11 protein-coding genes are annotated in these 12,920 nt (G+C 61.3%); 2 read left to right on the forward strand and 9 right to left on the reverse strand.

All coding sequences use genetic code 11. From position 1 onward, the window contains the following. Window positions 1-86 precede the first annotated feature (86 nt). Genes AC1Q61_RS00500 through prpD form a run of 3 tightly spaced genes read right to left on the reverse strand, consistent with a single transcriptional unit; the run spans window position 87 to window position 3,624 of the window. Window positions 87-1,208, reverse strand: coding sequence for a bifunctional 2-methylcitrate synthase/citrate synthase (locus AC1Q61_RS00500; protein ID WP_020909098.1), 1,122 nt, complete (start codon window positions 1,206-1,208; stop codon window positions 87-89). Beyond that, window positions 1,205-2,122 carry a methylisocitrate lyase gene (gene prpB / locus AC1Q61_RS00505; RefSeq protein WP_042448311.1) on the reverse strand — a complete coding sequence of 306 codons (918 nt, stop codon included), beginning with the start codon at window positions 2,120-2,122 and terminating at the stop codon, window positions 1,205-1,207. Before prpB ends, AC1Q61_RS00500 begins: the two co-directional genes overlap by 4 nt. Beyond that, window positions 2,122-3,624 carry a 2-methylcitrate dehydratase PrpD gene (prpD, locus tag AC1Q61_RS00510; RefSeq protein ID WP_007732586.1) on the reverse strand — a complete coding sequence of 501 codons (1,503 nt, stop codon included), beginning with the start codon at window positions 3,622-3,624 and terminating at the stop codon, window positions 2,122-2,124. The genes prpB and prpD overlap by 1 nt, the downstream gene beginning before the upstream one ends. A gap of 167 nt (window positions 3,625-3,791) precedes the next feature. Here prpD and AC1Q61_RS00515 point away from each other — a divergent pair, with 167 nt between their 5' ends. Further along, a complete protein-coding gene (locus AC1Q61_RS00515) occupies window positions 3,792-5,213 on the forward strand; it encodes a short-chain fatty acyl-CoA regulator family protein (RefSeq protein WP_003939891.1) in 1,422 nt (473 codons plus the stop codon). A 67-nt stretch (window positions 5,214-5,280) separates the two neighbouring features. Continuing rightward, window positions 5,281-6,276, forward strand: coding sequence for an endonuclease/exonuclease/phosphatase family protein (locus tag AC1Q61_RS00520; protein WP_050656987.1), 996 nt, complete (start codon window positions 5,281-5,283; stop codon window positions 6,274-6,276). A 70-nt stretch (window positions 6,277-6,346) separates the two neighbouring features. Here the strand turns inward: AC1Q61_RS00520 and AC1Q61_RS00525 are convergent, their stop codons facing one another. From AC1Q61_RS00525 to AC1Q61_RS00550, 6 genes are all read right to left on the reverse strand, one after another. Continuing rightward, window positions 6,347-7,585: an HNH endonuclease signature motif containing protein gene (locus AC1Q61_RS00525; protein WP_118606643.1), complete on the reverse strand. Its 1,239-nt coding sequence runs from the start codon at window positions 7,583-7,585 to the stop codon at window positions 6,347-6,349. A 114-nt stretch (window positions 7,586-7,699) separates the two neighbouring features. Next, complete coding sequence (locus AC1Q61_RS00530; RefSeq protein WP_118606646.1) at window positions 7,700-9,607, reverse strand: alkyl/aryl-sulfatase; 1,908 nt, start codon at window positions 9,605-9,607, stop codon at window positions 7,700-7,702. A 63-nt stretch (window positions 9,608-9,670) separates the two neighbouring features. Next, a complete protein-coding gene (locus tag AC1Q61_RS00535; RefSeq protein ID WP_003939954.1) occupies window positions 9,671-9,997 on the reverse strand; it encodes an SHOCT domain-containing protein in 327 nt (108 codons plus the stop codon). 24 nt (window positions 9,998-10,021) lie between these two features. After that, on the reverse strand, window positions 10,022-10,450 hold the full coding sequence (locus AC1Q61_RS00540) for a DUF6325 family protein (protein WP_007732604.1): 429 nt from the start codon (window positions 10,448-10,450) through the stop codon (window positions 10,022-10,024). A gap of 70 nt (window positions 10,451-10,520) precedes the next feature. Then, the gene (locus tag AC1Q61_RS00545; protein ID WP_003940393.1) at window positions 10,521-11,792 is read right to left on the reverse strand and encodes an MFS transporter; all 1,272 of its coding nucleotides are present in this window, start codon (window positions 11,790-11,792) and stop codon (window positions 10,521-10,523) included. 45 nt (window positions 11,793-11,837) lie between these two features. After that, the gene (locus AC1Q61_RS00550) at window positions 11,838-12,833 is read right to left on the reverse strand and encodes an aldo/keto reductase (protein WP_050656831.1); all 996 of its coding nucleotides are present in this window, start codon (window positions 12,831-12,833) and stop codon (window positions 11,838-11,840) included. Window positions 12,834-12,920 lie beyond the last annotated feature (87 nt).

Raw genomic sequence — 12,920 nt, forward strand, 5'->3', positions numbered from 1 at the left:
TCGACGAGGCCAGGAGACGGTGATGCCAGAACCGAACCTCGCCGACGCAGTATCAAAGGGGCGTCATGCCACGACAGCAAAAAGTGTCATGCCACGACTGTGCGCTGTGGCACGCCCGAATACTGGCTCAGCGGCCTGATCAGTGCATTCGACTGCCCCTGCTCGATGATGTGCGCCGTCCATCCGGTGATGCGGCTCATCACGAAGATCGGCGTGAACATCTCGACGTCGAAGCCCATGAGGAAATATGCAGGGCCCGTGGGGAAATCGAGATTCGGCTTGATTCCGGTGGCACTGACCATGGTCTTCTCGAGGATCTCGTACATCTGCACCCACTTCTCGCCGTCGGTCGCTGCCGCGACGTCGAGGAGGGCCTGCTTCATGGTCGGAACACGCGAATCACCGTTCTTGTAGACGCGGTGCCCGAAGCCCATGACCTTCTCCTTGGCAGCCAACTTCTCCGACATCCAGGCTTCGGCGCGGTCGGGGTCGTCGATCTCGAGCATGTCGTGCATGACAGCTTCGTTTGCACCGCCGTGCAACGGGCCCTTGAGCGTGCCGATAGCAGCGGTCACTGCGCTGTAGATGTCCGAAAGTGTGGACGTCACAACACGAGCGGCGAACGTCGAGGCGTTGAAGGAGTGCTCCGCGTACAGGATCAGCGAGACCTCGAAGGCCTTCACGATCGCCGGCTCCGGAACAGCACCGAAGCACATGTTCAAGAAGTTCTCGGCGAAACCCAGGTCCGACTGCGGCGCGATGGGATCCTGACCGCGCCGGCGGCGGAAATCGGCTGCGACGATGGTCGGCAGCACAGCCGTCATCCGCAGCGCCTTGGCCAGATTGGCCTTCTCCGAGTTGTCGTCCTCCGCCGGATCCTCGGCGCCGAGGTAGCTGATCGCCGTGCGGACAACATCCATGGGGTGGCAGTTGTCCGGCATCTTGGTCAGGAGTGAGAGCAGTGAGCGGTCGGCACGACGGGCCGCACGCTCACGCAGGCAGAGTAATTCGAGCTGCTCGGGAGTCGGCAGTTCGCCGTACCAGAGCAGGTGCGCAACTTCTTCGAAGCTGCAGTTCGCGGCAAGGTCCTGCACTGCGTAACCGCGATACGTCAACGAATTCGTCTCGGGCACTACCTTGGAGATAGCCGTCGTATCGACGACAACTCCGGCCAAGCCCTTGTAGATCGTCGGAATCTGTTCGGTCATGTCCTACTCCCCTCCAAGCTGAAATTGAAAATGCCACTGTCGAATTCGTTGTAGCGCTCGTACTCGAGAATCTCGTACAACCTGCTGCGATGCTGCATTTCGCCGAGCAGTCCTTCTTGCGTGCCCTCCGCAAAAATCTCGCGCAGACCCTTTTCGATAGCGAACATCGCCAGCCGAAGGGTGGTCACGGGGTAGATGACGGCGTTGAAACCGATCTCTTCCAACGTCTTCGCCGAAATGAGATTCGACTTCCCGAACTCGGTCATGTTGGCGAGGAGCGGAGTGTCGACTGCTGCGCGGAACTTCTCGAAGTCGGCCTCGGTGGCAAGAGCTTCGGTGAAGATCAGATCGGCACCGGCATCCACATAGGCCTTTGCTCGCTCGATCGCCGCGTCGATACCGTCGATTCCGGCAGCATCGGTGCGCGCGCAGATGACGAAGTTCGGGTCACGACGCGCCGACACTGCAGCACGAACACGGCGAACCATGTCTTCGGTGGGCACAATTGCTTTGCCGTCGAGGTGCCCGCAGCGTTTGGGGTTGATCTGATCCTCGAGGTGCAGACCGGCTATTCCGTCGTCCTCGAAGATCGTGACCGTGCGGGCCGCGCTCATAGGTTCACCGAAACCGGTGTCGGCGTCGACGAGCGTCGGGAGGTCCGTGACGCGCGCGATCTGCTTGCTGTGGCCGGCGACCTCGGTCAAGGTGGTCAGTCCGATGTCGGGAAGCGCCAATCCGGCGGAGTACGCACCACCTGAAACGTAGACACCCTCGAACCCGATTTCCTGAATCAGTCTGGCTGTCAGCGGATTGATTGCACCCGGGAGTCGTTGAATCTTTCCGGACGTCAGCCCCGCCCGGAAGGCAATCCGCTTGTCGGCTGCAGACGTCGCTGCTGCGATGAGGCCCGACATCAGAAAAGTCCCTTGGCGACCTTGGGAGCCCGAGCGAGAACGTCTTCGGAAACGGTGAAGGTCAGCTGATCGAGTTCGCCTGCCTTCAATTCGGCGGTGCGCTGAGCCGCATCGAGGAAGCGGTCCTGTTCGCTCGGCTCGATGACGCCCTCGGCGAGGGTGCGGAATTTCGCGACGTACTGATCGCGAGCGAACGGACGTGCGCCGAGCGGGTGCGCATCGGCCACCGCAAGCTCGTCGACGATGACTTCGCCGCTCTTCAAGGTGATCTCGGCGCGAGCACCGAAAGCCTTCTCGTCCGGATCCGTCGAGTGGTAACGGCGTGTCCATTCGGGATCTTCGCGCGTGGAGATCTTGTTCCACAGCTCGATCGTGTCCGCGCGCTGTGCACGCTCGGACGCGTAGGAATGTTCGTGGTGCCACGTACCGTCCTGTAGCGCAACGGCAAAGATGTACATCACCGAGTGGTCGAGGGTTTCACGCGAGGCGGTCGGGTCGAACTTCTGCGGATCGCCGGAACCGGTGCCGATGACGACGTGGGTGTGGTGGCTGGTATGCAGGACGATCGAGGCGATCTGGTCGAGATCACCGACACGAGAACGCATTCGGCGAGCGAGGTCGATCGGCGCCTGGCTCTGGTACTCCGCGGAGTGTTCTTTGGTGTACGAGTCGAGGATGGCGCGCTTCGCCTCACCCGAACCGGGCAGCGGAACGTGGTACTCCTTGTCCGGGCCACCGAGTAGCCAGGCGATGACGCCGTCTTCGCCTTCCCAGATCGGTGACGGTGCGCCCTCACCGCGCATCGCGCGGTCGACCGCCTCTACGGCAACCTTGCCTGCCAGCGCAGGCGCGTACGCCTTCCAACTGGATATCTCGCCCTTGCGGGACTGACGTGTCGCCGTCGTGAGGTGCAGCGCCTGGCCGATTGCCTGGTAGACCGTCTCGGTGCCCAGGCCCAGCAAAGTTCCGATACCTGCCGCAGCCGAGGGGCCGAGGTGTGCGACGTGGTCGATCTTGTGCTCGTGCAGGCAGATAGCCCGAACCAGGTCGATCTGGATCTCGTAGCCGGTCGCCAGACCACGAATCAGGTCTCGACCGTCACGGCTGGTGTGCTGAGCGACGGCGAGGATCGGCGGGATGTTGTCTCCGGGGTGCGAGTACTCGGCGGCGAGGAACGTGTCGTGGAAATCGAGTTCACGAACCGCGACACCGTTGGCCCAGGCGGCCCATTCAGGCGAGAACGTACCGGGGATACCGAACACGGTGGAGCCCGGCGTATACGGATGCGACTGTGCTTGCGCCCGCGCATTCACCACGGGACGGCGCACCAGGGAAGCTGCGGCAACTGCCGCGTTGTCGATGATCCGGTTGACGATCATGTCGGATGTGGCGTCGGTGACGTCGACGGAATCCGTCGCAACTTCCGCGATCTTCCACGCGAGGTGGTCTTCCTTGGGGAACTCTTCGGCAGAGCGGTGAGTGCGTACGAGATGCGTCTTCATCGGTCCTCTTCTCACGTTCTTCGGTATCTATTTGCACGCTACGCAGCTCATTCACCTCGGGATAGGCCCTCGCAATTGCCTATTTGTGCAATGACAATGCTGCAATGTTGCGAATGTTGCGAATAGCTTCTCGGTAGGGTGAACGCGATCGGCACCGAGGAGATTCGATGAAGAAGATGTACGCGGGAGCGCGGCTGCGACGGCTGCGGGAGGAACGAAACCTGTCACAGTCCGCACTGGCGAAGGCACTCGAACTCTCCCCCAGCTATGTCAATCAACTGGAGAACGATCAACGACCGCTGACGGTGCCCGTCCTTCTCAAGCTCAACGCCGAGTTCGATCTCGACGTGCAATTCTTCGCCTCCGATTCCGACGCACGCCTGGTTGCGGACGTTCATCACGCCTTGGCCGAAACTTCGGAATCTGGAGACGTATCTCTGGCCGAGGTGGACGAATTGGTGGCCCGCATGCCGGCGGTCGGACGCACCCTCGTGATGTTGCACCGCCGCCTTCACGCCGCGACAGAGCAGTTGGACCAGTTCTCGACGCAGTTGTCCGGCGAACCAGCGTCCGATGTGTCACTCGTACCGATGCCCTACGAGGAAGTTCGGGACTTCTTCTACGACCGAAAGAATCACATCGCCGTTCTGGACGACGCTGCCGAGCAGATGTTTCTGGACAACGGATTGTCCGTGGGCGCAGTGGATTTGCAACTGGCACGACTACTTCGCGATCAGCACGGCGTCACCGTGACGATCCGTACCGACGAACCCGACAAGCTCGGGCCCAAGCGTTACTACGATCCGAACAAGTCGGTCCTCACACTCGCCCGTCGTCTGTCGGCAGGACAACGCGCGTTCCAGATCGCAATGCAGTTGGCCTTCTTCACGCAGGCCGACGTGATCGATTCCCTTGTCGCCGAGGATGAATCATTGAGCGCCGAGTCCGCAGCGCTGGCTCGCGTCGGACTCGCACACTACTTTGCCGGCGCACTGCTACTCCCGTACACCCAATTCCTGCAATCCGCTGAGGCCTTGCGGTACGACATCGACCTGCTCAGCCTCAAGTTCGAGGTCGGCTTCGAGACAGTCTGCCACCGGTTGTCCACTCTCCAACGACACGGCCAACGCGGCATCCCTTTCTTCTTCGTCCGAACCGATCGCGCCGGAAACATCTCGAAGCGTCAGTCTGCTACCGCCTTTCACTTCTCCAGAGTCGGAGGCAGCTGCCCGCTGTGGGTCATCCACGAGGCATTCGCGAGCCCAGGTCGCATCCTCACTCAGGTCGCGAAGATGCCCGACGGCCGGACATACCTCTGGGTGGCGCGCACTACCCACAGCGGCGGACTCGGGTACCTCGCACCCGAGCGCAACTTCGCCGTCGGACTCGGTTGCGACATCGGCTACGCCGATCGCATGGTCTACTCACACGGAATTCAGACGGACGACCCCGCGACCATCGTGCCGATCGGCGCGGGGTGCAAAGTCTGTGACAGGCCAGCGTGCTCTCAACGCGCCTTCCCCCAACTCGGCCGCTCGATCTCCGTCAGTGAGAACAGCAGCAGCCACCTTCCGTATCCGCAACAATAGGGCGCAAACAATAGGGCGCACCGACTCCACCTGCAGTTTCCCGGAGCTATGACGCTCTTCTGCTTCCATGGACGTCATGCAACCCGATGCCGTGACCCCTCGTCGACTGGTTCTTCGCCGCCTTTCGGCCGTGGCCGGTGTGGCCGGCATCGTGACTGGTTTGGTTGCCTTGATCGCAACTCAGTTGGACGTCGATCACAACATCGTGATCGTTCTGGCGTCAGTGGCGCCCTTGTTGATGATTGCTCCGCTGATCGGTGCCGTCGTCTCGGGTATCGGGCGTCAGTGGATCGTGTGCGCCGCCTCGATCCTCGTCCTTGGGTTGTTCGGATGGTCTGTGAGCCCGCTGTACATCGGCGGAACTGGGGAGTCGACGTCTGCGAACGGTCCATCGATTCGAATCATGCAGGCCAACTTGATGGTCGGTGCAGCGGATCCGGAGTCGCTTGTGGCGATGGTCCGCGAACGCGAGGTCGACGTGGTGACGGTCCAGGAGTTGACGTACCAGGAAGCCGACGCGCTCAAAGCCGCCGGGCTTGACGAGGTTCTGAGCCACCAATTCCTCGTCCCGTACACCGACGGTGGTGGCGGGGCAGGAATCTACAGTCGCTTTCCACTCTCCAATCCGCGTAGCCTCGACGGATTCTCACCCGAAACGCTGTCCGCAGAACTGAATGTCGGCTTGGCGCAGCCAGTCACATTGTTCGCCGTGCATCCGGCACCGGCGTACATCTCACCGCCTTCGGTGTGGGCGGACGAGCAGCGAAGGCTTGGGTCTTACATGGACAAAGTCGCCGGACGGGACAACGTGATAGTGAGCGGCGACTTCAACGCGTCGTACTCGAACAAACAGTTCCGGAATCTTCTCACGAACGGATACACCAGCGCCGCCGACCAATTGGGTTCCGGCCTGATCCCGACCTATCCGACCGACAAGCGGTATCCGGCGGTGGTCGGTATCGACCACATCATCACGAAAGGCGCCGTGGCGACATCCTTGGAACGGATCGAGATCGAGGGATCCGATCACCACGGCCTGATTGCCGACATCACGTTGTCTTGAGTAAATACTGGATTGAGCAAGCACCGGGGCATGGTTGTGCCCCGGTGCTCACGTCTTCAGTTGTCGCGATTCACGCCGCGGTGGGCGGACTGTTCCCGCCGATGCGCCGCTGGAACGAATCAATCGACATCGGTGGATAGAACACTGTTTTTCGGTCGGGGCCGATCTCGACCCGCCACTCCGTGTGGTGCAGTGTCCGATGATGATGACCACACAACAAGACCAGATTATCGAGATCCGTTGGGCCACTATCACCCCAGTGAACAATATGATGGGCATCGCACCACCCCGACGGCGTCCCGCACCCTGGAAACGCACACCCACCATCACGAACCGCCAACGCCCGCCGCTGGGGTACCGTCGCGGTCCTTGCTTCTTTGCCACAGTCGAGCGGAACACCATTCTCATCCAACAAAATCCGCGTCACGGTGCAGTCGCACGCCAACATCCGCGCAGTATCGATGCTGATCGGACCCACCCAATCCGTCCACGCGAAACCCAGTTCTTCGGTCGACGGCAACAAATCCTTGAGCGCCTGCATATCCGTCAGGTCTTTCGCGCTGGCCGTGACCGTGACGTGCGGTTTCACGCCGCCTTCGATCGGACCCAACCCCGCCCGCTCGTACCGGCGCAACAATTCGCAGAACCCGTCCGCCCGCCGCAGTGCCGGAGTGCGGGTGTCTTTGACACCGTCCTTCTCCGGCGTCGGAGCCGACAGACTCGACAACAACGTGATCAACCGTGCCCCGTTCACCGCATCCAGATCACCCTTCACCGACACGCGCCCGTACAAGCCCTTCGACGCGTAGAACTCGTTACGCTCCGAATCCTCACCCACCGGAACGCCGTCCTCGCGTTTTCCGTACTGCTTCTCGATCCGCCGGATCGCCGCCCGCACCGCATCACAATCAGCGATGTTCTGCGACGCCAGGCCAAGCAGGATCCCGCGGGCCTTGTCCACATCCGCCGGCGTCATGTTCTTGGGTGGATGCTGACAAAACGACGCCACCTGACGGGCTTTCAACGCATCCACGTCACCACGATGAAACGCATCCGCCACAACAGGTTCGAGCATCAACAACCGCGCCAACCCGACCAGCAGACTGCACTCACCGATCTCCAAATTCGTCGAACCATGCAACCACAGCGCGATCGCCCGAAAACCCTTCCCACCGAGAACCTCACGGGAAAACATCTCCACGATCAACAACACCAACCGCGACTGCAACTCGTGCCGGACACGCACCAGATCCAGAACCTCACTCTTGAGGTCCTCACCATCCAGCTGCCACGCTCCCCGACTATCCATGCCGAAAGTTTAATCGAACATACTTTCGAGAACCAGAGACAAAACGGACAACTTCAAAAAGGTGCGCGACTCGAGACCTGTTGAAGTACAGGCTCGTTCACGACTGATACAGCGCTAGGTCGGAGTGACTATCGCAAAGTTCGGATCCGGCTCGTCGAGGTATCCGGCAAGTTCTGCGAGCTTCGCCGGGTCGCCGGAAACCGAGATGGTTCCATTCGCAATCTCGGCACCCAAGTCCACACCACCGAGCAGCACACCGAGTAAGTCGCGCCGACTCAAACTGAACATCGCATCCACAGACCCAGCATCTGCAGACTCACCTTCCACGTCGAAATGGATCAGAACTCCGTTGCTGAGTTCCGTTCGGTGAACGATGTTTTCGTCAGTGATGTTCCAATCGACGACGATGTGCGAGCCCGCTGCGCGCACTCCATCCACGCGCAGCGATACTGCATCGAAGACTTGACTTACCGACAGCGCTGCGGTGATGTCGGGCGCCGCGGCAACCGTGGGCGTCCCCACTGAGCCGTTGCGCAGTTCGTATGCACCGGTGAGGTAGAAGTTCCGCCAGGTGCCGTTCTCGGCGCCGTACCCGAGTTGCTCGAAGGTATCGGCCTGCAGATTCTTGGCCTCGACGTTGTCCGGTTCAGCGAAGACCACGTAGTTCACCACCTGCGCAACCCAGCGAAAGTCGCCGCGCTCGTATGATTCCCGAGCTTTCCGTAACACTTCTGCTGATCCGCCCATGAACTCCACGTGACGCTTGGCCGATTCGACGGGTGGATGCTCCCACAGATGCGCAGGGTTACCGTCGAACCAACCCATGTATCGCTGGTAGATGGCTTTGACGTTGTGACTGACGGAACCGTAGTACCCGTGCGTGTGCCACGCTTGCGCCAATGCAGTTGGCAGCTCGATCGATTCGGCGATCTCGAGACCGGTCCACCCCTGATTGATTCGACGAAGTGTCTGATCGTGAAGGTACCCGTAGAGGTCGCGCTGCAATGACAGGAACTCGGTGAGCCGTTCGGTCCCCCACGTCGGCCAGTGGTGGGACGCAAACAGAACGTCGGATCGTGAGGCGTAACGATTGATCGATTCCGTCAGGTACGCAGACCAGACGTGAGGATCTCGTACCAGGGCACCGCGAAGCGTGAGCAGGTTGTGGAGAGTATGAGTTGCGTTCTCCGCCATACACAGTGCGCGCAAATCCGGGAAGTAGAAGTTCATCTCGGACGGGGCCTCGGTTCCGGGCGTCATCTGGAATTCGATCCGAACGCCGTCGATCGTCTCCGTGTGACCTGTCTTCGAGATCGACACCGTCGGCGAAATGAGCGTCGGTGTGCCGGTTGAGGTGGTCTGCCCCAACCCGGCTCCGACGCTACCTCGGGGACCTCGGGGTAAGGCCGCTCCGTACATGTAGGCCGCGCGTCGAGCCATTGCCGTTCCCGCATAGACGTTTTCCTCGACCGCGTGCTCCACGAGCCCGGTGGGTGCGACGATCACGCATCGCCCGGCGGCGACGTCGTCGTCGGTGGTCACTCCTTTGACCCCGCCGAAGTGGTCGATGTGCGAATGCGTGTAGATCACCGCGACAACCGGTCGATCACCACGGTGTTCCCGGTACAACGCGAGACCAGCGGCAGCGGTTTCCCGGGAGATCAGTGGATCGATGACGATGATTCCGGTATCTCCCTCGATCAACGTCATGTTCGACAGATCAAGTCCGCGAATCTGATAGATCGAATCCGTCACCGCAAAGAGTCCCTGCTTGGCGACCAACTTCGACTGACGCCACAAGCTCGGATTGACCGTTGGCGGGCAGTCCTCGTCAAGGAACGCGTAGGAATCGTTGTTCCACAGGACTTTTCCGTCCGAATCGGAAACCAGCCCCGGATCGAGTGCGGCGACGAAACCCCGCTTCGCCTCGGTGAAGTCGGCGTCGTCGGAGAACGGTAGAGTCTCGGCGACTCGGGCGTTCGCGGCTTCGATTGCGGCCGATGCCGCACGTGGGTCGATCATAAGTCAGCCTTTCACGCCGAATTGCGGCAATGCGCATTGCCGCAATTGAAGAGAACAGCAGGGCTAGCTCAGCAACTGCGCCTTTGCCGCCGCGAACTCGGCATCGGTCAACACGCCGGACTGATGAAGCTGTCCCAACTCCTGCAGCTTGGAGACCAGATCGTCCGCGCCTGAAGGGGGAACGGACTGCACGGGGGCGACCTGCTGCTGCGGCGGCGGCTGTTGCTGCTGGTACTCCTGCTGATATTCCTGCTGCTGCTCGCTGGCCTTTCGTTGACTCCGTCGATCCATGGCGTTGGACGTCGCCTTTGCGGTTCCAGCCACTACCGCCGTGCGCGCCACCGTGCCGAGCAACCCCGGCCGCCCTCTGCGTCCACCTCGAAAAACCATGCCGAACTCCTTGGGTAATTGTCGCTACTGAAATGCTGCTTCGACCGCTGCGACGACTACCTCGCGCGGTATCTGAACGTGAAGGACTACGTCGCCGCCGCCACCGCGAACCGTCGACGCGAGCTCACGCGCCCACGTCTGCTCGTAGACGATGACTGCGGCGGACGTTCCTGGTTCGAGTGACTCACGGACCACGTCCAGGTCCTCGTCACTGATCAATGCCTTGGCTTCGATGGACAGAATCGCCAGTCCGATGTCGGTGAGATCTTCGTCGACATCGATCTGCGACACCTGTCCGTCCGCGTCCTTGGCGATGTACACGAGGTCGAGCAGAGTGACAAAACCTCGTTCCACCACGTTCTGCAGCGCGGCGACAGCTTCAGGATCCACAGTTGAACCTGGGAATGCCAGCACCACGAGCTCGACCGGTCCGATGTTCATTGCGTCGTTCATCCATCAAGCCTGGTGGCTCGGACGCTTGGGAACCTCACCCGCAGGGGATGAATTACCCGATGCGATCGAGTTATTTGTTGCGACGAATGACTTCGCGAATCGGCCGTACGTGTACGCCTTCTGCTGCGAGGGCTCGCCGGGCTTTGCCTCGGGTGACGAGCACACCGACGATACCGAGAATCCAAACTGGATATTGCACCATCCAGGCGACACGGAATCCGTCGAACGTGTACCCGCCCATGTGTCCGAGGATGACGCCCATCACTTGAATCACGATGAGGGAAGCGAGGAATCCCCCGATGTTGACCATGCCCTGCGCGGTGCCCATCGCCGAACTCGGATTGGATGTGCGCGCGTAGTCGAAGCCGATCACCGAACCCGGCCCACCCACCGAGATGACGACCACCAGGATCGTCAACAACCAGAGCGGAGACGGTTCGCTTCGTGAAAGCACGATCGTCCACATGAGCGCGCTGGCCACCATGATGGTGAGAACCAACCACGATCGACGCATGGGATAGCGACCGGTGAGAATACCGAGGATCGGGCCGGCCACGATTGCCGAGATGACTGACAGCGTCAGCAGCGAGCCGACCGTCGTGGAGTCGAGGCCTTGAGCCGATTTCAGGTACGGCACACCCCACAGCAGCGCGAACGTCGTGATCGAGAACTGAGTCCCCATGTGGCTGAAGAACCCGAGTCGGGTGCCGGGCCGCATCCACACCGTCTTGATCTGTCGCCCGATCTCCTTGGCGCCCGCCGGCACGGCGACCAGGTCGGCACCGGGAGGCGCGTCGCGGATGACACTCAACGCCAGCGCAAACGCCAACAGTCCGACAGCGGCAGCGCTGCCGTAGGCAAAAGTCCAGCCCGGTCCGGACAACAGCAACATGAACGGAAGCGCAGACATCACCTGGCCCAGCTGACCGAGGATGCCCGTGAACTGCGAGACCAACGGCACCTGCCGGGGCGGGAACCACTGCGGTACCAACCGCAACACCGAGATGAAGGTGAGTGCATCCCCGGCACCGACGGCAATACGTGCACCGATCGCGACGGGCAGCGATTCGGTGAAGGCGAGAGCCAACTGCGCGGACATCATGATGAACGCACCGACTGCGATCATGATCCGCGAACCGTAGCGGTCGAGGAGGACTCCCGCCGGAATCTGCATGCCGGCGTACACAACGATCTGCAGCACGACGAAGCTCGACAGAACGCTGGGCGAGATCGAGAACCGATCAGCAGCAGACAGACCCGAGACACCGAACGAAGTGCGGTGAAGCACGGCGATCACGTAGGCAAAAACACCGACACCCCAGACCAACCACACTTTTTTCATCGGGTCTGTATGTTACTCCTGTCTTTCGCAAGGCTCAGGACATGATTATTCGCGGCCCTGAGAGACCCAATTCAAATCAGCCGAACGGAAGCCTTCGGTAATCGCGGCGAGGGAGTCGAGGCGAGCGATCTGGTCTTCGCTCAGAACGATGTCCAACGCTCCGGCGTTTTCCGTGACTCGTGCAGCGAACCGAGTGCCGGGAATCGAAACGGAAGGCAACCCGTGCTGACGGCCCTTGGCATCGAGCCATGCCAGGGAAACCTGTGCAGGCGTCGCGCCGAGCTCCTCACCGACGGCGCGGACCACGTCGAGAACCTTCTGATTAGCAGGGAGCGCGGAGTCCGAGAAGCGTGGGAAGCGTCGGCGCAGGTCGTTGTCACCGAGCGTCTCCGCATCGAACGATCCTGCCAGGAAGCCTCGGCCCACAGGTGAGAAGGGCACGAATCCGACTCCGAGTTCCGCGGCGGTGGGTACTACCTTGTTCTCGACGTCCCGACTCCAGATGCTCCATTCCGACTGGATCGCCGCGATCGGATGCACCCCGTACGCACGACGCAGTTCATCGCCGGTCGCCTCGGACAGGCCGATGTTGCGGACCTTGCCCGCCTTCACCTGCTCCGCGATCGCGCCGACGGTGTCTTCGATCGGCACGTTCGGGTCGACCCGGTGCAAGTAGTAGAGGTCGACATGATCGACGCCGAGTCGTCCCAGAGACTCGTCGAGTGCCCGCGGCACGTAAGCCGGGTCTCCGTTGATCCCGCGCTGACCGTTGGCGATGTTGCCGACCAGACCGAACTTGGTCGCCAACTGCACTTCGTCCCGGCGGTCTTTGAGAAGCTCTCCCACCGCACGCTCGCTCGAGCCCTCGCCGTACACGTTGGCGGTGTCGATGAACGTGATCCCGATGTCCACCGCATGGTGCAGCGTGGCGAGCGCCTCGGCCGGATCCACCGGGCCGTAGACCGGGGCGACGGACATCGCGCCGTATCCCTGGGCGCTGACAGTGAGACCTTCGGCCAGAGTGACGGTGGGGACGGTCATGAAAACTCCTCGATTCGACTGAGCGACAACCCCGACAGTCTTCACCGAATCGAAGCCTCACGCACCGATTAACGTCACGCTGATCGG

It is taken from the genome of Rhodococcus sp. MPR-R1B (assembly GCF_058793255.1).

Excerpts from the sequence above, each read along its gene's own strand:
- AC1Q61_RS00525 (WP_118606643.1), bottom strand. The coding sequence starts at position 7,585 with ATGGATAGTCGGGGAGCGTGGCAGCTGGATGGTGAGGACCTCAAGAGT.
- AC1Q61_RS00515 (WP_003939891.1), top strand. The coding sequence starts at position 3,792 with ATGAAGAAGATGTACGCGGGAGCGCGGCTGCGACGGCTGCGGGAGGAA.
- AC1Q61_RS00500 (WP_020909098.1), bottom strand. The coding sequence starts at position 1,208 with ATGACCGAACAGATTCCGACGATCTACAAGGGCTTGGCCGGAGTTGTC.
- AC1Q61_RS00540 (WP_007732604.1), bottom strand. The coding sequence starts at position 10,450 with ATGAACGACGCAATGAACATCGGACCGGTCGAGCTCGTGGTGCTGGCA.
- prpB (WP_042448311.1), bottom strand. The coding sequence starts at position 2,122 with ATGTCGGGCCTCATCGCAGCAGCGACGTCTGCAGCCGACAAGCGGATT.
- prpD (WP_007732586.1), bottom strand. The coding sequence starts at position 3,624 with ATGAAGACGCATCTCGTACGCACTCACCGCTCTGCCGAAGAGTTCCCC.
- AC1Q61_RS00550 (WP_050656831.1), bottom strand. The coding sequence starts at position 12,833 with ATGACCGTCCCCACCGTCACTCTGGCCGAAGGTCTCACTGTCAGCGCC.
- AC1Q61_RS00545 (WP_003940393.1), bottom strand. The coding sequence starts at position 11,792 with ATGAAAAAAGTGTGGTTGGTCTGGGGTGTCGGTGTTTTTGCCTACGTG.
- AC1Q61_RS00520 (WP_050656987.1), top strand. The coding sequence starts at position 5,281 with ATGGACGTCATGCAACCCGATGCCGTGACCCCTCGTCGACTGGTTCTT.
- AC1Q61_RS00530 (WP_118606646.1), bottom strand. The coding sequence starts at position 9,607 with ATGATCGACCCACGTGCGGCATCGGCCGCAATCGAAGCCGCGAACGCC.
- AC1Q61_RS00535 (WP_003939954.1), bottom strand. The coding sequence starts at position 9,997 with ATGGTTTTTCGAGGTGGACGCAGAGGGCGGCCGGGGTTGCTCGGCACG.